The organism is Shigella sp. FC1967, assembly GCF_001743005.1.
Taxonomy (GTDB): domain Bacteria; phylum Pseudomonadota; class Gammaproteobacteria; order Enterobacterales; family Enterobacteriaceae; genus Proteus.
Genome location: NZ_MIIZ01000720.1, coordinates 1 through 19,393 on the forward strand (window position 1 = coordinate 1; position 19,393 = coordinate 19,393).

General features: G+C 38.9%; 16 protein-coding genes and 2 pseudogenes. 2 read left to right on the forward strand and 16 right to left on the reverse strand.

Going from position 1 to position 19,393, the window contains the following annotated elements:
- Together BHE89_RS10820 and BHE89_RS10825 are read left to right on the forward strand one after the other, a co-directional pair.
- The coding region (locus tag BHE89_RS10820) for a metalloregulator ArsR/SmtB family transcription factor (RefSeq protein ID WP_128860472.1) at positions 1-259 on the forward strand (259 nt) is incomplete at its 5' end.
- A gap of 83 nt (positions 260-342) precedes the next feature.
- A pseudogene (locus tag BHE89_RS10825) lies at positions 343-1,631 on the forward strand (arsenic transporter).
- 137 nt (positions 1,632-1,768) lie between these two features.
- Here BHE89_RS10825 and BHE89_RS10830 read toward each other — a convergent pair.
- The 16 genes and pseudogenes from BHE89_RS10830 to BHE89_RS10905 form a co-directional block, all read right to left on the reverse strand.
- Positions 1,769-2,891: pseudogene (locus BHE89_RS10830) on the reverse strand (ribosomal protein uL16 3-hydroxylase).
- Positions 2,892-3,204: 313 nt separating this feature from the next.
- Entirely contained in the window at positions 3,205-3,561 is a 357-nt protein-coding gene (locus BHE89_RS10835) for a DUF4186 domain-containing protein (RefSeq protein ID WP_069369197.1), read from the reverse strand.
- A 28-nt stretch (positions 3,562-3,589) separates the two neighbouring features.
- Positions 3,590-4,303 (reverse strand): ArsR/SmtB family transcription factor, encoded by a 714-nt coding sequence (locus BHE89_RS10840; RefSeq protein WP_128860473.1) that lies wholly within the window; start codon positions 4,301-4,303, stop codon positions 3,590-3,592.
- Between the two features lie 83 nt (positions 4,304-4,386).
- A complete protein-coding gene (locus BHE89_RS10845) occupies positions 4,387-4,701 on the reverse strand; it encodes an antibiotic biosynthesis monooxygenase family protein (RefSeq protein ID WP_069369195.1) in 315 nt (104 codons plus the stop codon).
- 346 nt (positions 4,702-5,047) lie between these two features.
- Entirely contained in the window at positions 5,048-6,175 is a 1,128-nt protein-coding gene (locus BHE89_RS10850; RefSeq protein ID WP_128860474.1) for a hypothetical protein, read from the reverse strand.
- Positions 6,176-6,188: 13 nt separating this feature from the next.
- Entirely contained in the window at positions 6,189-6,398 is a 210-nt protein-coding gene (locus BHE89_RS10855; RefSeq protein WP_128860475.1) for a hypothetical protein, read from the reverse strand.
- 43 nt (positions 6,399-6,441) lie between these two features.
- Positions 6,442-7,437, reverse strand: coding sequence for a bpX6 domain-containing protein (locus BHE89_RS10860; protein ID WP_128860476.1), 996 nt, complete (start codon positions 7,435-7,437; stop codon positions 6,442-6,444).
- Positions 7,430-9,334, reverse strand: a complete 1,905-nt coding sequence (locus BHE89_RS10865) for a hypothetical protein (protein ID WP_069369193.1) — start codon at positions 9,332-9,334, stop codon at positions 7,430-7,432. The genes BHE89_RS10860 and BHE89_RS10865 overlap by 8 nt, the downstream gene beginning before the upstream one ends.
- 41 nt (positions 9,335-9,375) lie before the next feature.
- The gene (locus tag BHE89_RS10870) at positions 9,376-9,804 is read right to left on the reverse strand and encodes a bpX5 domain-containing protein (protein ID WP_069369192.1); all 429 of its coding nucleotides are present in this window, start codon (positions 9,802-9,804) and stop codon (positions 9,376-9,378) included.
- Positions 9,801-10,919 (reverse strand): AAA family ATPase, encoded by a 1,119-nt coding sequence (locus BHE89_RS10875; protein ID WP_069369191.1) that lies wholly within the window; start codon positions 10,917-10,919, stop codon positions 9,801-9,803. Before BHE89_RS10875 ends, BHE89_RS10870 begins: the two co-directional genes overlap by 4 nt.
- A gap of 225 nt (positions 10,920-11,144) precedes the next feature.
- Positions 11,145-12,386 carry a lipase/acyltransferase domain-containing protein gene (locus BHE89_RS10880; RefSeq protein ID WP_069369190.1) on the reverse strand — a complete coding sequence of 414 codons (1,242 nt, stop codon included), beginning with the start codon at positions 12,384-12,386 and terminating at the stop codon, positions 11,145-11,147.
- 4 nt (positions 12,387-12,390) lie between these two features.
- Positions 12,391-13,809 carry an AmmeMemoRadiSam system radical SAM enzyme gene (amrS, locus tag BHE89_RS10885; protein WP_069369189.1) on the reverse strand — a complete coding sequence of 473 codons (1,419 nt, stop codon included), beginning with the start codon at positions 13,807-13,809 and terminating at the stop codon, positions 12,391-12,393.
- Positions 13,810-13,812: 3 nt separating this feature from the next.
- Positions 13,813-16,062 carry a penicillin acylase family protein gene (locus BHE89_RS10890; protein ID WP_069369188.1) on the reverse strand — a complete coding sequence of 750 codons (2,250 nt, stop codon included), beginning with the start codon at positions 16,060-16,062 and terminating at the stop codon, positions 13,813-13,815.
- Positions 16,059-17,081, reverse strand: coding sequence for an NAD-dependent epimerase/dehydratase family protein (locus BHE89_RS10895; RefSeq protein WP_286139055.1), 1,023 nt, complete (start codon positions 17,079-17,081; stop codon positions 16,059-16,061). The genes BHE89_RS10890 and BHE89_RS10895 overlap by 4 nt, the downstream gene beginning before the upstream one ends.
- A gap of 18 nt (positions 17,082-17,099) precedes the next feature.
- Positions 17,100-18,167 carry an acyl-CoA reductase gene (locus BHE89_RS10900; RefSeq protein ID WP_128860477.1) on the reverse strand — a complete coding sequence of 356 codons (1,068 nt, stop codon included), beginning with the start codon at positions 18,165-18,167 and terminating at the stop codon, positions 17,100-17,102.
- Positions 18,164-19,204 (reverse strand): LuxE/PaaK family acyltransferase, encoded by a 1,041-nt coding sequence (locus BHE89_RS10905; protein WP_069369185.1) that lies wholly within the window; start codon positions 19,202-19,204, stop codon positions 18,164-18,166. The genes BHE89_RS10900 and BHE89_RS10905 overlap by 4 nt, the downstream gene beginning before the upstream one ends.
- Between the last annotated feature and the right edge of the window lie 189 nt (positions 19,205-19,393).

Consider the following 19,393-nt stretch of genomic DNA (forward strand, 5'->3'; position numbering starts at 1 on the left):
AGCATCGGGTGAATTATGTGTTTGTGATATCTATACAACTCTCAATTTATCTCAACCGAAAACGTCTCGCCACCTAGCTATGTTGAAGGAAAGCGGACTATTACTTGATTCTAAACATGGGAAATGGGTTCATTATCGTTTGTCTCCTACATTATTACCGTGGGTGAAAAATATTATTGAAGTCACCTATGAGGCCGAGAAAAGTAAAATCGCAGAATTACTTCAATTTATTGAAAAAAAAGGATCGGTTAGTTGCTGATCTGAATAAAAATTTTTATTGAAATATATATGAAATAACAGATATGACCTATCTGTATGATAGGCCTTCTGTGAGAGGTTTTTATGCTTATTGCTGTATTAATATTTGTTCTGACAATTACTTTTGTTATTTGGCAACCTAAAGGTTTGGGGATCGGCTGGAGTGCAACAATTGGTGCATTAGCCGCACTATTACTAGGCGTTATTAGTCTTCAAGATATTCCAGTGGTTTGGAATATTGTATGGAATGCAACTGCTACCTTTGTGGCTGTCATTATCATTAGCTTGATCCTTGATGAAAGTGGTTTCTTCGAATGGGCTGCACTTCATGTCGCCAAATGGGGCGGTGGTAAAGGTCGCCTTTTATTTAGCTATATTATTCTGTTAGGTGCATCCGTTGCAGCTCTTTTTGCCAATGATGGCGCAGCGCTTATCTTAACTCCCATAGTGATTGCAATGTTGTTAGCTCTCGGGTTTAGCAAAGGTACAACATTAGCTTTTGTGATGGCGGCAGGATTTATTGCAGATACAGCAAGTTTGCCTTTAATTGTTTCAAATCTAGTTAATATCGTCTCTGCTGATTTCTTTAATATCGGATTTACGGAATATGCTTCAGTAATGATCCCTGTTGATATCGCCGCTATTATCGCGACATTGATCATGTTACATTGGTTTTTCCGCAAAGATATTCCTCAACAATATGATATATCTAAATTAGCGATGCCTGCGACAGTGATTAAAGATGTGAGAACATTTAAAGCAGGTTGGCTAGTATTGTTTCTTTTATTACTGGGTTTTTTCATACTAGAACCTTTGGGTATTCCAATTAGTGCCATTGCCGCTGTTGGTGCGGTAATTTTGTGGTTTATCGCGGCACAGGGAAAGACAATTAATACTCGGAAAGTTTTACGAAGTGCACCTTGGCAAATTGTGATTTTCTCCCTTGGTATGTATCTTGTTGTTTATGGATTACGTACGCAGGCTTGACTCAATACTTATCGGAAGTTCTTGATTTTCTATCAAATAAAGGTGTATGGGTTGCAACACTAGGAACGGGATATATCACTGCATTCTTATCATCAATTATGAATAATATGCCCACTGTTCTTGTTGGAGCTTTATCTATTGAAGGTAGTAATGCCACTGGTTTAATTCAAGAAGCAATGATTTATGCCAATATCATTGGTGCAGATTTAGGACCCAAAATTACGCCAATAGGAAGTTTAGCAACATTATTATGGTTGCATGTTTTGTCGCAAAAAAATATGACCATTACATGGGGCTATTACTTTAAAACGGGCATTATTATGACGATCCCTGTGCTAACAGTCACATTGGTTGCATTAGTGTTTAGGCTTACATTAATAAATTAGTGATGATGATATGAGCAAAATTACACTTTATTTTATTGTAATTAAGCCAGTACTATTTGATTTAGAAAAAAGAAGGGCGGAAACGATAAAATAAAACACCTGCAAGCAGGTGTTTTATCAGATCCAGCAGATATCGCTTATTCTTCGAAGTACCAATATCCTTGATTGATAAATTCGGTTAATTCCGCAACAAAGGCTGGGTTCTTCAATGCTTCACCGAGTTCCTCTGCGCCAACCTCCGTAAACCGGCACAATGCATCTGCTCCTTGTGTTTCTTTGGTCGCCCAACCCTCTGTATTTACAAAGAAATGGTCTCCGATGCGTAGGACGCGTAGTCCGCTTAGGCGGATCAATTTTTCACCGTCATTCAGCGCATTCAATATTTCTTCTGGTTGATAAGGCGGTTCTGAAGGTGCAATATCTAGCTCATGGCGCGGCGTCGTTGCAAAACGGCCTAACCACTGTTCAAAATCATCAGGTTTATTGATCATTTCAATCATCATGGCACGTAGGCGTTCAACTTCATAAGTCTCCATTTTTCCTGCATTATCACGCACTGTCAGGTTAGGATCGCCATAATTTATGCCCCCCAGATCTTGTTCCAGTGCATAGTCTGCAAAGCTACTCAGTAAATCACGGCCATTGGGTCCACGAAAACCAACTGAATAGTTCATGGTATCTTCAAAGGTGAAACCATCGTGAGGAAACCCAGGTGGAATATACAAAATATCTCCTGGTGACATTTCCACATCAATAATTGGCTCAAAGGGATCAACATGGAGTAAGGCGGGGTGCGGGCAGAACTGGCGCATAGGTAGGGCATCGCCCACGCGCCAGCGACGACGTCCCATACCTTGAATGATAAAAACATCATAGTTGTCAATATGTGGTCCGACACCACCACCAGGCACGGAATAGGAGATCATCAAGTCATCAAGACGCCATTCTGGTAACACTCGAAACGGTTTCACGAGTTCAGCCGCTGGCATATGCCAATGATTGACAGCCTGCACCAGCAGTGACCATCCTTCTTCGCCTAATTCGCTGAAGTCTTCAAACGGGCCGTGACTTGCCTGCCATTTGTTGCCAGTCAGGCTGACAAGGCGGCTGTCAATTTCTGGTTCCATTGCCAAACCAGCCAGTTCATCTGGTGTGATTGGGTCAACAAAATTAGGAAATGCATTTTTCAGTACAACAGGTTTTTTTTTGCCAGTATTTTTCTAAAAATTCAGGCCAGTTAAGATTCAGTTTATTAACCATGTGACCACATCTGTATCAATGAATAAGTGGGTAATTATAGAAGTAATATACGGTGATATTTTTGTTTGGCGTCAAAGGTGAGTCAATAACTCTTGAACATAAAGAGTCAGTAAAAAAGACTCAATTAACATAATCAACCAGCCCAAAATAGAGATTTCAATGCCTATCCGTATTTAGATATCAAGGTTCGCATAATGTATATTATGTTAAATGGAGGTTGGAGATTAAAACAGCCAGTTCACCCACACCCATATTCCTCAAACCGAGATTATTAAGCATTTAATAACATCACTTCTAACTCAATTGATTAACCTTAAGCGTTCATTTGATTAACTAGCCAACGATGAATGACTTGAACAATATATGCCTGCTCTTCTTCCGTTAATTGACGATGTTTTTCTATACCATGCCAGGTTTTTAAACATCCACGACAACACGTCGCTGTTGCATGCTGAGCAATAAATACAGGATGTCCTCGCATTGGAGTTTGCTTACCATCATTTTTAGGTTCTTCAGTGGCCAAGCGCTTTTGAATAAAATCTAAAGCATGTTGATCGATAGTATCGGGACCTTTATCGATACAGTATTGTCGCTCTTTGGGTCCTAATTTAAATTTTTGCCGAAAAGTTGATTTGGATAACTTGTTAAATAAAAGATCTATATTATTCATTAATTTTGCTACCGACTAGTTTCATTATTCAAATACACATTATTTCTTTTTTTATATCAAAGTGTTGAGCCAATACTTTATACCCCTTCTCACTGATAGTCACTTCCCTATATCCTTGATGGCGAGTTAACCATGCTTGCGTCTCTGCGTAATTAAGAAAAACAGCCCCAATTTGTCCGCCTAAATGAAAACGACGTTCACTCCAATCTAAACATGGACAGCAAATATTACGAGAATGCGTTGCTTGAAATTCAATACCCATATTTTTAAATTGCTCAAGACCTAATGTCGTAATAGCACAACCATCTTCGGTTATCCATTTTTGCTGACAAAGTGAATGGTAAATATCAACGGCAACCTCACCGGCTAAATGATTATAACAAGTGCGTGCTCTCCTTAAGTGTTTGGGGGTTGTGATTTTAGCTTGTGAAACATGATCTGTTGAAAAGCACATTAAATTTTCAATAACATTGGCAATTTCATCGTTAGCCAATCGGAAATAACGATATTTACCTTGAGATATTACAGAGATAAGACCGCTAGTGAGTAATTTGGATAAATGGCTACTTGCCGTAGAGGCAGCGATATCAGCCGCAATACCTAACTCAGTCGCTGTCCACGCCCTTCCATCCATCAATGCACAGAGTATTTTGACTCTGGAAATATCAGATATTGCGGCACCAACAGCTGCTATTGCTGACTCTACGGTGTGTTGATATTCCGATTTTATCACTTTGGTCATTTGAAATTGACGTCCTTTTGATAGCATGCCAGTCATTAATAGTGGAATAACGTTAATTGTGGCAAGGTCACGAGCCTATTTAATTACAGATTTTCTGCATCAAATGAATATTCACGAGCCAAAGAAGTAATGCTAATTTTGTAAAAATCGAAAATAGATTTTCGACCTTCTTGTTGCGCATTTTTATGTAAGATATTTTTCTTCCACTGTAAAACAGCGTCTTCATTTTCCCACCAAGACAGTGATAATAATTTGCCTTCGGTTGATAAACTTTGAAACCGCTCTATTGAAATAAATCCTTCAATACCTGTTAGTAACGGTTTTAAGTCAGCAGCTAAAGCTAAATAACGATCTTGTTTTCCGGGTTTGATTTTTACTTCAAATATTACGGCAATCACGGGTGTTCTCCTTTATTTGTAACGACGAGTGTATTTATAAAAAAAGGCAAAACACTTCGATAATCACTGAAATGTTGGTTTTTATTTTAAAAGCAAACTCAATGTATTTACTCGCCCATTATCCCAGTTAAAATGCACCAAACGCCCTGTTTTGTCGAAAAAATACCATTGACTAAATTCATTTCGATATTGTGGTGCGAAAATTGTGGGCCATTTAAGTTCAAAGGTGCAGTGATTTTGATTGTTATATAAACGAAATATCGTTAATTCATCTTTTTGCCAATAAATTAATTTTGCTGATCTTGAAATTAAATGCAAAGAATGTTGTTCTTCAATCGATTGAGTATTAGGCAACTGTAAAACGTTGGGTATAGTGTGAGTTTATTGATGTGAGCACGCATTTATCATGTTTTACAGTATAATATGAGTGAGACATCAGGTCATATTTGCATCCCTCACTAAAAGTATGAGATAAGCTTTCTCGCTGAGTTAACCAACGATTGGGTAATGTATACGACCAGCGTTCGTTGGGTTCACTATTAATTAGCCAATATTCGGCGCCATTGTGACGAAGAAGCTCGATAATATCACCATTCAACGAATCCACATTCCAAACTATTTTAAAGTCATTTTTAGTATCAACAACGTGAACGGCATTGTGAATGGCAATAGTCCAAAAAACACCATCAAAATTACGGGTGAAAACAGTACATTTTAGCGTACCAAGTTCTTGGATAAACTGTGTTGTGATTGCTAATGAACTAATCTGGAAATAATCACCCCTTGGTGCCAACAATAAAGCGCTTTGGTTATTTTCTGCGATAACAATATGATAAGTTGGAGTTAATTGATGCCAAAGTTGCTTTCCTGCTTTATCTGTTAACAACACTCCAGATTCGCCTAATGCGATAAGATATTGGTGATCATTTAAGGCAACGACATCGTAAATAGCATAAAGCCCTTGTTCTGGAATAGTGGCAGAAATAAAGTGATTTTGCGCATCTAGTGAATAGCATTTAGGTTCTGGAATATCACTCTGAGGGATATCGACTTTAAATAATTTATTCGTACTTTTATGAATAAATTGGCTAATTTCTTTTCTCTCTAATACAGAATGAGCACCATATTGATCAACTATAATAGGTCGAATTAATTGATTAATCAGTTGTTCAGTTAATTTGGTTTGCTTAGGTAATGCTAATAGCTCTCTGACTAAAATGGCGCGTTGAATAGTGGCAAGTGGATCGTTACATACCTTTTTAATATCATCTTGATATAAATGAACAGTGTCAGGTAATAAAAATATTGATTTTACAATACTACGTAGGCTTAATTCTCCACCAGCTTGATAAGCAATTTCTAACCAATGTTTGGCTTTATTACGACTTATTTCATTGTTTAATTGCCAGATAATATCGATAGCTTGTAAATAATCTTCACAGTCAACCAGATATTCAGCCCACTCTTCACGCATCTTATCTGCAATATCAGGATGTTTTTTCTTGTAACTGTAATACGACGTAGGAAAAAGCATTATGTAGGCGAGCATAAATAACAGCAGAATCAATATCGCCCGCTAAGCAATATAAGCGAATAATATAAGCCGGTGGCATTGCCCATAATCGAGCTAGTTCAGCGGCTTGTTGATAGCGTTGAAAGCTTTCTAAATAATCTAGAGCTTCTTCTTTTTCTTGCAATAATTCAGCCAGAACAAATAACGCTTCTTCATTACGCCCTGCTTTATCTAGCTTTATAAACTGTTGACGATAAAGTTGTTTTTAAATAATTTTGCAGTTCATCTCCAAAATAAAGACTTTTACGTCCTTGTTGATTGTCTGATATTTCTAGTTTATTTCGCCCTTTTAATCGCCCTAAATAAGGTGAAGGCGTAGTTTCTTGGTTTTCTTGATGCTTACTCAGTGGAATACCATGACGCAATGCTTGATCGACATTACCATCTTCAAACATTTTCATCATTTTATTAATATAATTCGCTTGTTGCTTACTCATCATAGAGGCTAATCCGCTTTTAATTGAAAGCTTATTTAGCCAATGTTGCCACCGTGATAATTGAGATGTCGTTTTAGATGAAGAGTACATCGCTTCACGATTTTGGGGCGTCAGAAAGTTATTAATGATTTTCTGAGTTAGTGATAACGACGCTTTTGCATGAGGTTCTTGTGTTTGAGATGACGACGAAGCGTTTTCAAATACTGTTTTTATAAATTGCTTTTGTTTATCATCTGCCGGTGGAATATTGTCACCAATAATCGTTCTAATATTTTTCTCTTCTGACAATGCTTGAGGTTTTATCTCATATAGACTGGCGTAGTTATCAGTTTCTTCAAAATGAATCTCTTTAATATCAAGATAATCAGCAAGTGATAGAGGTTCAGCTTGTGAAAATAGAAGTGTTGTTACAACACCACTACGAACTAAAGCAAGATCTGCATAAGGAAGCTTTTTGAGCTCATCATCATCTAAAGGTGCTGTGCTATAAAGGCGACCGTAACGAATTAAAGGCCATCCCTCAATGGATGAGCAATCCAGCGTTTTATTTTCAGCAAAACAGAGAACGTCCCCTTGTTCGAATCGATAAATACGACAATTAGTTTGCCAATGTTTTATTAAATAAGTCAGCCGTTGAGTCTCGTTAAACCAGTCATTTGGTAGCCATAAACCTTCGATCTGACGATATCCCAATAACATGGGGTGACGAATATAATCATTACGCATTTGGGGTGTCACCTTCTTGTTCAATGGTATACAGATTTAGGCGTAATTGTTTTTGGTATACATCATAAACAACGACTTGAGCATGCTCTGTTAATGCAGCAAAAAGACCTTTAGATGGGCTAAATGAGTAACGTGTAAACGGATTATCTGCACGATATAAAATTTCTATATCACCGTTTGAATAACTGGCAATATTTCGTTTGTTTGGGCTGATCATCAAAATATTCAAGGTGGTTAAATCGACTTCTGAAGAGCCATCGAGTATAGGATGAAAAAGCCCTATTCCTTGCCACCCTTGAGGTAAGTCTATTGGATAACCATAAACCTCATCAACTTCCATATTATAGACATGCCAACTTTGTCGATTAGTATCTAATGAAATAGCACAAGAGATTGATTTAGAACCATCAGTATATTTATGGTAATAGGCAAATAAGGCACTTCTTTGATAGGAAATAAATTGAGGGAAATAGAGTTGATGTTGATAACGCTTTTGAGAAAAGTCAGCACCCGTGACCATTTGAACTAATTGACTACTCTCATTGAGATAAATATATACCAGCAGATTATCTGCTATTTTCTCTATGCCAAGGACTTTCTCTTCAACGATTTTAAAGCTATTTTTTTCTTCAGCATAAATATTGTGTGAAAAGGCGACCAACTGTTTCGCCCTATCATGAACAAATAAACTGAAATATTCCTTATTATTATTAGCTAAATAAGCACTAGCCAGTGTATTACCTCGCCCAATACCCGCTGAAAACGCTTTATCAGAAGGTCGAGGCATATAAGAGAGTTTGGGTAATTGCCAAAAATAGAGTCCGTTGTTATTGGAAAGCAATGCGCCTACCTTTCTCCCGTGACACTGTAACGCCAAAACAGTGTAACCATCAGGATATACTTGGTATACAAACGGTTTTTTAAGTTCACGGTTTTGATTTAATCTATTCAGTGGTGGAACTTTGATCACTAGAAGTCCAGGTTTGCCTAATAAAGTAACACCTACCGCGCTACCATGAAATGAGATAACAGGCGAAAACATCAGTGATATTTTGTGTTTGTGTTGATGCGTATTTTGCACTGAAGGAGGTCTTATTTGCCCTTTTAATATCTGTGAGCTTAATGCACTAGGCGGTGTTGATAATACAAGATGTCGTTGAAAATGAGGTGTGCGAATTTTGACATCAATCGTTTTATTGAAACAATCATCTGCCGTTAATTCAATATGATGACTTGATGCAATGGGTTTCAATATAGGTTGTTGATGAGCGCCCGTGACTAACCAAATCTCACCGTTTTGTGCATCAATATCTTCGCTAATAACGTTTTGCCAATGTGTAATATTTTCTTGTAAAACAGGAGAGTAAGTTCGACGTGTCAATAATTCATATAGATCATTTATGGTGTTTAAAGGCATTAATGGAATGATTGATTGGAGTGTTCCCCACATTAATGTACACCCCGCTTTTTCTGCTCGCTGAGCCAATAAAATAAGTAATGCAATGTGGACTAGACGACATTCACCCAGTTGCGAAATTCCCGTATCAAAAAGGACGGTGATTTGATTTAAAGATTGTTGAGATTTATAGTTTGGTGCTAAAAAGAGATGTTCTGCATTGATGGCTCGTCTCATAAATTCATCAGGCACTTCATCAGCCATTAACCACTCGCTAAGTAGCAGATTTTGATAATTTCCTTTGCGCTGTATTTGACCAATACCATCTTGTTCAGGTACGCCACCAAGTTGTGCTCCTTGTACAGGGCCCAATACACGATTCAGGCGTTGTAATACATCAGAAAATGCAGGAATTAGTTCGGGATCTAACCAGCTAAGCCAAGGTTGCCAAGGTTGTAGTGCTTCGGGTAACGAGATGGATTGTGTTGTGGATAATGGCATGATGATAATTCGATCCTTGTATCACATTATATTTCACTATTTCACTCGAAACACAACTGGGTGAGTGTTTCCTGTAGCTTTGGTGTTAATGTCCATTGATTATCTAAAGGGATCACCGTTGAAGGTGATGGTAAAAGTAATAATGGCTGGCGTTTAAAATGCTGCACTAAGGCTTGCTCCACCAGCCCATCAGGCAATAAAAGCTGTTGATGTATAGGGAGCCATAATTTTGCTGTTTGAGTAGAAGGTGCAATCAGCGTTATGTTGTCAATCCAAGGTAAATCAGCCGGCTTCCCCAGTACAATCAGCCGATGCTGACTGGTGATCACTTTTAACCGTTTTTGCTGAGCATCAGGCAGATGAATGATTCGCTCAATAAGCTGTTTAGCCGTTATACCTATTGCAACCCCTCCTTGTGGTTTAGGTGGCATTGCATTAGGTTGCCACGTCAGTGGAAATGTTAGGCTCATAATAAGTGACTAAACTGTATTGCTAATTGTGTACGTAATACGGCAAGCTCTTCACTTAACATTTCTGTTGAGAAGTTGGCATCGATTTCTCTTAACGTCAGTTCAATGTCTGCTTTAGAGACAGGTTCTGCATTGAGAACATCTGTGGCTCTTTCAATTAGACGGTGCATACGAGACTGAGGTTGCAATGTCGCCTCTTCTACGGAACTAAATAATCGAGAATTCATTGAAAGTGAGAGTTCTTGTCGTAAGATTTCACGTCCTTGTTGTTGCGCATCTTCAGTAGGCAGTACATACAGTAAAGGCCAGAGATCTTGTTCTGTCGCAATCTCTCGATTATTGAGTACGGTTGCGGCGGCAATAAGACGTTGAACACGAACAATGCGCCTATCTGAAAGCGTGATCCCTGCGTTTCTTAATGAACGCACAGCATTAGCCAGCAACGGTCTGACTTGTGTTAAGTCGACATTTTTAACCGCAAGGTATAATTCATCTAATTGAGCAATATCGAGTTGAGCTGAAAGATGAGTCAGGCTTGAAGCCCATCCACCTTCAAGCATAGCTTCTAATTGGTGATCGGGTATGGGATCAATAAAAAGATGAATAAGAAAGCGATCTGAGAATGCGGCGAGGTTAGGATCATCAGGCAAATTATTAGCCGCACCAATACACACTTTTAATGGACTAATAATATCGGTATGACCACGCTTAAATCGACGCTCATTTAAAATACCTAATAAGGTATTTAAAATTGCCGTTGAGCCCAGAAAAACCTCATCAAGAAAAACAATATCCGCTTCAGGTAGCATTCCTGTGGTATCAGTTTCAACTTTACCTTCTTTTAGTTTTTTGAGGTCAACGGCGCCAAATAACTCTGAAGGTTCAGTAAAACGCCCTAAAAGGTATTCAAAATAACGTCCACCTAATGTTTGAGAAACTCTGCGGACAACCGCACTTTTCGCTGTACCTGGCGGGCCGATAACAAGCAAATGTTCATGAGCAACGGCGGCTAAAACAACTAGCTCAGCAAGTTGCTCTCGTCCAATCATACCTTGCGTTGAATGTTGTATTGCTTTGCGAATATTATCGATAATTCCATTTATATTTGATGTCATATGTTTACGCACAAATTAAGAGTTTAGCAGCGAGATGCTTGCATTATGTGATTTTTTATTTTCTGGCTCAACTTTTTTAATTAAATAACATTTTTATATTTTTTATAAAACGTTTCATTACATATAACTTTAGTAATAATACTACCTATATTAGTGAAAGAAAAAGAAATGGGTTTATCTTTATTTCTCAAATAATGAAAATATCATTAATCAATGAAGATTGATTTATTTGTGTATTTTCCTTCTCTCTGTTGCAATATCAAACGCTAAACTTCGTAAATTAGGGGTATGGTTTATTAATGCACGATGCGTTGATGCTTGGCTAATAAAAGCAAAACTGTTTCCCCACGGATGTTGATAACGATCACGTACAATAGGCGCACTCCAATGTTGTAGTAATCCTTCTAAAGGAAGGTGATCGTCACCTACTGTTAATGTTTGAGCCACTAATTGTGGAAATTCACGTTTAATCTCTTTAGCTTGTAAATACCAGCGATCTCTACCATAAATGGCGGCTTTTAACGTGATATTGTTGTCACTCAAATACCATACTTGTGGCACGGCTTGTTCATCTGCATTAATACCTGAAACCGCATCAGTAAAGCGTTTAGCACCTTGTAAATTTTTTGCCAATGCTTCTCTCACTCGTTGATTTTGAGCTGAACTGATTGATGTTTTATAAGGGCCTAAACGATAGTGCTCCCAACATGCCTCATCATAGATATCAAAATCATTTAATGCTCTGCCGTAGCTATCTATTACCACAGGATTTGGCGGCAATAGTTGATATACAAAAGGACAACCACAGACATCATCAGGAGAGAACCCATAAAGATAACGGCTTCCTGCGTAATAACCTGTCTCCATCATGGATAATGCTTGAAATGTGCCGTGCCAAGGTGGACCAAAAGCGTACCACTTAGCGACTAATGCCCTATTTTCTGGTGTGGTATGCCGTAACCAATAACGAATTGCAAGATTAGACGCAGATTGAGCAATAAAAATAAAAGGCTGGTTTTCGCCAAAAATAGTTTTTAGTCGATCAACTTCTCTATCAATAGTATCCACCAGCACTCGATGATCAGCTCGCCAATCATGGGCAAGGAAAAACAGATCTTGCCCTTCGCGATAACCTAATGCTGTTTCAAGCACATCTTTAAGCTCTTGAGTGACAAGAGTGCTCACTAAATAAGGGACAATCGAAAATGCGTGCAATTGCTCGGTGGCTAATACGCGAGGCGAATGCTGAGTGCTGGGGTACTCATATTCATAATCACTTTTTGTAAAGACACTACGATGATCACCCCAAATAAAGGCCTGCTTTTGTCTATCAAAAAGCTTAGTCCCTAGAATTCCGGGTAAATAAATAATAGGAAGATTCGGTATTTTATCATCAAGTTTCGCTTGACGGATTTGAGCCGCAATAAGTTGAGCACGTATTAATGACCATCCTCTATTGAGTGGCATATTTTTAGCGTCCTTTTAATGGAATAAGTGTGATCGGCACATTTTCGCTACCAAGATGCGTTTTTTCGGCTTCAGTAACAGGAAAGTGAGCACGATCGTAAACCTCAAACAGTTGGCAAGGTTCATTTTGGTGATGATAAAGGCGGATCCCCTCTGCTTTAGGGCTACTTTTGGACAACATAAAGCGATGGCAACAATTGGTGCTGATTGGACCAACAGGCTCTCCCTGTCGCGTAATAAATTGATAATAAATCGGTGAGTCATTTTTTTGTTCAATATGGCAAGCCTGAACAGGACCACGGAAAAGATGTGTAATACAAATAAAATTATCAGGAATACGCTCTGATAATTTGTCAGTGTTAGGATCAGCCCAAGGTAAAATAATGGAAGGTTGGAAATGACAATGAGGACATTGCCCATTATCTAAGTGAGATTGTGCAATTAGCCCACTGCGTTTCACTAACAAGGTTTGGCATTCAGGGCAATAAGAGTTAGCGCTGTCTGTATCAAACACATTCCCCACATAAACATAGCGCATACCTTCATTTAAGGCTTGCTGACGAGCTTGTTCAAGAAAAGAGATCGATGTGCGTTCGACATGGCGATATTGGTAATCAGGATGGAAACGAACATAGTGTAATGGAATATCTGCATCAAGATACTTAAGCATCCAATCTGTGACTTTCTTCGCTTCTTCCAGTGAGTCATTACGTCCCGTCACACATAAGTTAGAGACTTCAAGATGCGGACTATTTGTGGATTTACGCGCATCATAAACTTGTTTAATACCGTCAAGAACGGGCTGTAATCGCCCTCCTGTATGTTTACGATAAAAGCTATCCTGCATTGATTTTAATGAAATACTAAAGATATCCATAACGCCTAGTAATTCATCAATGGCTTTTTCGCTGATATAAAATGCACTTTTATAGAGATTCTTTAAGCCATGTTCACGGGCAAGCTTCGCCGTATCCATAACAAATTCATGCCAAACGATTGGGTCGTTATAAGTCCACGATAGCACACGGATATTGTGTTTTAATGCATAATTGACCACATCTTCAGGGCTGTAATAAGCCACATGACTATCTTGCACATAACGGGCTTGGCTTGTACTCCAGTTTTGGCAAAAATCACAACGTAGCATACAACCGATATTACCTAACGATAAAATACGTTCACCAGGTGCATAATGGTAAACCGCTTCGGTTTCTATCGACTCTTGTGTCATTGGTACCGATTTGCCATAGTTTAGTGTGACTAAACGGCCATTTTCATTACGTCTTAACTTACAAGTCCCTGTACGGCCTAACTGAATTTTACATGCCCGAGGGCACAGCTCACATTGAATGCGATCGTTTGAAATTGGATGCCATAAGCGAGCAGGATGCCCTGTTTGTTGCCATTGTTTCATTCTTGCCATGAATTATTCCTTTTTATCATTACCATAATGGTTATTTGTACAAAGAGGCAAAACGGTTTTTTGCCGGGTTCCTGCTTGCCAACATTCCAATACATGACGCAATGTCCAGTAAAAAGGATTTCCTTTTGCTGGAGTGTTGATTAAATAGTGGCATTCCCCTTGTGGGGTTAAATGGGCGATCAGTTTAAAACCAGGGCCAAAGGTATAAGGCTTAGTTTTAATGGTGTCGGTCTTGCCTATTTGAGATTGCGTCAAAAAATCAGCATTCTGCCTTGTTGCATGAATAGTTTCTCGATTACCGCCTTGATAAGGATAACGCCCCGTTAATAGGCGATTAAGCCACAATGGTTTTTTGATACTATGCTGAAATTCAACGTAAGGACGCTCCATTTTCTGGCTGGCAATTAATGCGCTCGCATAGGTTTCACGAATTATGGTAGAAAGTGCATCTTGCTCAAACTGCCAATCTTGAAGATGGTATTGCAGAATATTGAGTATACTCCAGCGACAACTTGGCCAGAAATCCGTATACAGTGCGCGTGATCCTCTCTTTAGTACCTTCCCTAAAACGCTATCGGTAAGATGCTGTATCCATACATCAAAAAAACGTGATGCATTGAGCTGTTGGGTATCACAATCCCATTGAGAAAGAATTTTATCTTCAGGTATATAAGGTAATAAAAAAGCGAGTGCTTTTTGAGCAAATAGATCGGTTTTGTCATCTTGCATCTGACGAAAAGTTTCAAACGTATGTTCTTGAGTTTGCTGGATCAAATGCTCTATACGTAGCGCTCTTGTTGGTGGATGCCAACGATTAGATAGCGCAGGCTTTCCATCAAAGAGTGAAGCACTGTATTGATTCGCATACAGAACATATCCTCGTTCAGGATTGTATTCGGCAGGCAAATCATCAAAAGGAACATAACCTTGCCACTGATGTAATGGCTCCGTTAAACTCAATACTAAACTGCCTAATTCACTGTGGCGTTTAGGAATATACCCCATACTCTGTAAGCCAATATCCCCATGGATATCTGCATATCCCACCATCATGGGGGAATTTTTCACATGCCTTAAGGCTTCTCTAAATGATGTCCAGTTATGGCATTTTGCGAGTTGATAAAAAGTAATATCGCCACTTGGATTATCTAATGCTGGCCAGCGTAAAAATAAACCGTAGCCCGCTTTTTCAGACATTAACCGACCTTGTGAATAATCATAAGTGACAAAAGTATGTTGACGCTTTGAGGTTAAACCTATGGTGTGAGTTCTTTTTATTAATGGCTCCCATCCATGTGTTGTTTCAACCTTTTCGTTTTCTAAATCAATACGTCCCCAATATAAATCTTGATTATCCGCCATAATGCCGACCATTCCCCAAGCCGCATGAGGATTACGTCCCACAATAATGCCCGGAGAACCAGGAAAATGTGAACCCATCACACTTAAACCTTCTTTACTCTCTAAACGGCATAATAGATTAAAACTTGGGTTAACGTGTCCCATATGGGGATCAGCAGCTAACATAGGTTTTCCTGATCGGGTGTGAGAACCATTCACCGCAATCACATTAGAGCCAGTATCTGGTGATGCTAAACCTAAATGCTGTAAGCCTTTTAATCCCTCTTTAAATGCAGCGATCACTTCAGGATAATATTCCCCCTGTTCATCTAAAGGTAATGGCGGGATTTGATCGCCTTCAAGGCTAAACGTTGATAAAAGTTGCTGATGTTGAGACGGCGTCAGTCGATTGGCTAGACGAGTGTGAAATAATTCATATTGCCAAGCTGAATTAATAAAATATTTCAGTTGTCCTAACAGATAACTATCTGTGGTGGTAAAAAATTCAGGTTTATAACGCAGTAATAAACACTCTATTGGACGGATTTTTAACTCTTTTATGGCTTGGTTAATACCTGCGATATACGCAGTAATATGCTGAAATTGAATCGCTTGCCAGCTGTTAGGTTGTGCATTTTTATCCTCAAGCTCCGCGATTTTGGCTAGTTCAACCAATCCTAATCGGCGTTGGAAAATATCTGTTCTAAGCGCACCATTTCCCATCACTTCACTTAATCGACCGCTAGCGACTCGACGTGATAAGTCGAGTTGCCACAAACGTAAATAGGCAGCACCATAACCTTGCCCATAAAAAACCGCATTATCTGTATCACCTTTGATACTGAGAAGCTGGTCTGTTTCTAGTGACAACGTCACGTTTCCCCATTGCGAAGTAAGTGTCCTTGGCTTCATTTGGACTCCTTATTCAGCAATATAGCTTGTTCAGCAATGCTTCTGGCATAAGTCTTAAAGTCATTTAAAGGCTCACCCGCTGTCCACCCTAATAATTGTTCTGCTTTACAAGATGAATAGGTATAAGTGCTTCCATCCATAATACGCAGTGCCTCACAGGAAAGTGGCATGGAGAAACCAAGTAAGGCAAGTTTATCCATCATCCATGCTAAAGGTCGTAAACTACTGCGATTTTTGATAGGTAAGGGTGCCGTTTTTTGTATTTCACTGAGTAATGTGAAAATCTCTGGCATAGAAAAAACATCACCCGTAAAGAGAACCGTTTCTTGGGGTTTATCTAAGGCAAGTAATCGCAATAATCCATCACATAATTTTTCAACATGGCAAAGTTGAAAGGTGCTATTTGTACTGACTTGAAACGGAATTTTTTGATTGAAAAAAGCAGATAATGTTTGTGCTAAAACGCTCTTACCACCTTGACCAAACACACCGCCACAAATCGCAATTTTAATTGGCATACCTTGTTGTTGCTGATGTTCGACTAATACGTGAGCAATTTGCTTTGTTTCTTCATAATAACTACGAAAATAGCCATTATGACGATGCGTTTCATCAAGCAATAGACCTTGAGTTTCGCCCAGTGCGGCTGTGGTACTGGTATATAAAATCTGAGGGATTTGCGCTCTTTTCGCCTCATTAAGTAAATCCACTGTGCCAGTAACATTGGTTTGATACATTTTTTGATGTTCAAAACGACTAGGCGCAATACCGACTCGATAATCAGCGGCTAAATGAATCATAATATCCTGTCCAACAAGGGCTTCACGATAAGTATCGGGTTGGCATAAATCCCCTTTTATGATTTTCACACCTGACGGCAATTCAGGACGATTAGGATGAATTTTATTGGGTTCTCGACACAATACTGTTAATTCGTCACCAAGTTCTGCAAGCTTCGGTAATAAATAAGAGCCAATGAATCCAGTTGCACCAGTGATAAATATTTTCCGTTTATTCAATGTGACTATCCTTCCTGATTAATAAAAAAACACCAGTGTGGCTAACATAAAAAAGCCATCATGCGTTGCTGTCATTGGACGAGAATGCATTGAGCCAATGGGACAATAGCGAGTGAAGCTATATTGTTGTGGTGAAATTGATGAAAGTGAGCCGTGATAACCTAATGTTTGTAAGCGCGCAAACCACTGTTTTTGAGCTAACTGCAAATGATGCTCAACGGAGCCCACAATTAATTGAAAGCCAAAATTAAGCCAATATTGAGGTAAGAATTGGGTTTGGTAAGTGATCGCCCAGCCCGAATTTGCGTCGTAGCGTGTCGGCTTTTCATTATTAAGCAAGTCACGAGATAATGCATATTCGTGTGCTTGTGCCATTTGTTGAAGCTTTACTGTTTCTGGCAATGGAGGTAATGACGCTAATGCCATAGACAATTGCTGATAAAGCTGTTGAGCGCAATTTTCATTCTCTAATAGGATAAAACGTGGTGAGCTACAAACTTGCTGTCTGAATAAACAAACATCTTTTAAAATAAGGGAAATATCAGGTAATGATCTCCCTAAAATAGCCATTGCACTTATTTTAGGCCCTAACTCAATTAATTTAATTGGTGCTGGCGTTACTTGGCGATAATGTTGGATCAGTGCATCACCACCCGCCAATAAAATCGCTTCAACACCGTTAAGAATTCGCTCATCATTTTGATTTTCACTCGACCAATCAAGAATTTCACACTCATTTTCATTTAAACCTAAATAAGCACGTAAAAGATAAAGCCATTGAGTGGATAATCGCGCTTTTATTCGGATAGAGCTCCCAATTAAATAGCCAGCAAGTAGTGCCTCTAATGTACCTAGGGGATCTTTTTCTGATACCACAATGAGTAATTTATTCGGTGCTCGCCAGCATTTGCCCCCCAATTCATTAGCGACTTTTTGTGCTAATACGTCGCTATAAGCCCATTGTGTTAAACGGTTAAGGCAGAATGCTTGCGTCATGGGATCATCAGAGAATAACCAATCCTCATTAAGGCAGTGTATTAAACACTGTTTAATGTTTGCTAAACGAACGTGTATTGCTTCTGTCATTTTACCTGCGCCGCACAAGTGCCCTCGGGTGAAGTCGCTCTGCCGATATAGTGAATATAGGGTAATGGATGACTACAAGCGCATTGTGTGCCCCATAAACCTAAGTCTTGGGTTAATAGGCGCTGAGAAGCTAATGAATCAAAAAAAGGATTTTCAAGTTGGATAAGGCCTACTTTCCTTTCTGGCGCTCGATCACCTGTTTCATCAATAATGGCAAAACGAGAGTAAGCAGGAATGTGGAAATGACCTTCACTGCAACTAATGTAGTGTAAAGGATGCTCTGTCATGCCATAAATATCACGAATATCGACATTGGGAGCATGTAAAGTTTCTTTTAATCCTTGAATAATATCTGGGCGTTCAAGTTGTTTTGTCATCCCTTTCCATCCCCCACCGGTTAGCCCTTTAATCGGTGATAACAGAGTGAATGCATCAGGGCGACTTAAGCATAAATGTTCAAAGAAAAGGGTTAGCCCAAGAATGTAGATAGGCGCAGGATCATTCGCCCAACGTTGCAATGTTGACCATGCTAATTTTGTATCAAACTGACCGTGTTCGGACACCGTAAAAACCAGCTCTTTAATGGGAGCACATTGGGTAAATTTTAAGAAAGCTGTCGCAAAACCAGCATGATCGCCAGATTGAGGATCAGGAGACAACATTAGAAAACGAGCGGGAGTGGTTGATATTAAGCCATTGTGATAGAAAATCTGCGTCATTGCAGTTTCAATGCGCTTTAGGCTGACATCATCAAAGAAAACTTGTGTCTTTCCTTGTTGCCCTGTTCCTGAACTGTTTAGCCAGATACCGTTACGATGTGTGGGTGTGGCTAAATCCATAGTTTTAAATAAATTAACTGGAATAACTGGTTGAGGCATTTTTTGCCATAATGATTGATAGTTAGCATTATTTTTGCGATGCCAGTTATCAGCTTCATTCATAGATGCAGTAAAAAGTGCATCATCAAAACTATCAACAGCATAAGGCTGAGCGAGATTAACTAAATTATCCATCTCATAACGCTGCTCTTCTAACATGTTGTATCCTTACATTGATAAGGGTTATATCAACATAGTCAGCAATTATTTTTACTTATTGAATGTAATTATTCTGAAAACAGGCAAGATGTGATTAGATTTCTTCATTCTTATGTTTTATATCACATTGTTTTATCTAGATTGAATCATCATAATTTGATAAATACATGCTTCTACTTAAAAAAACAA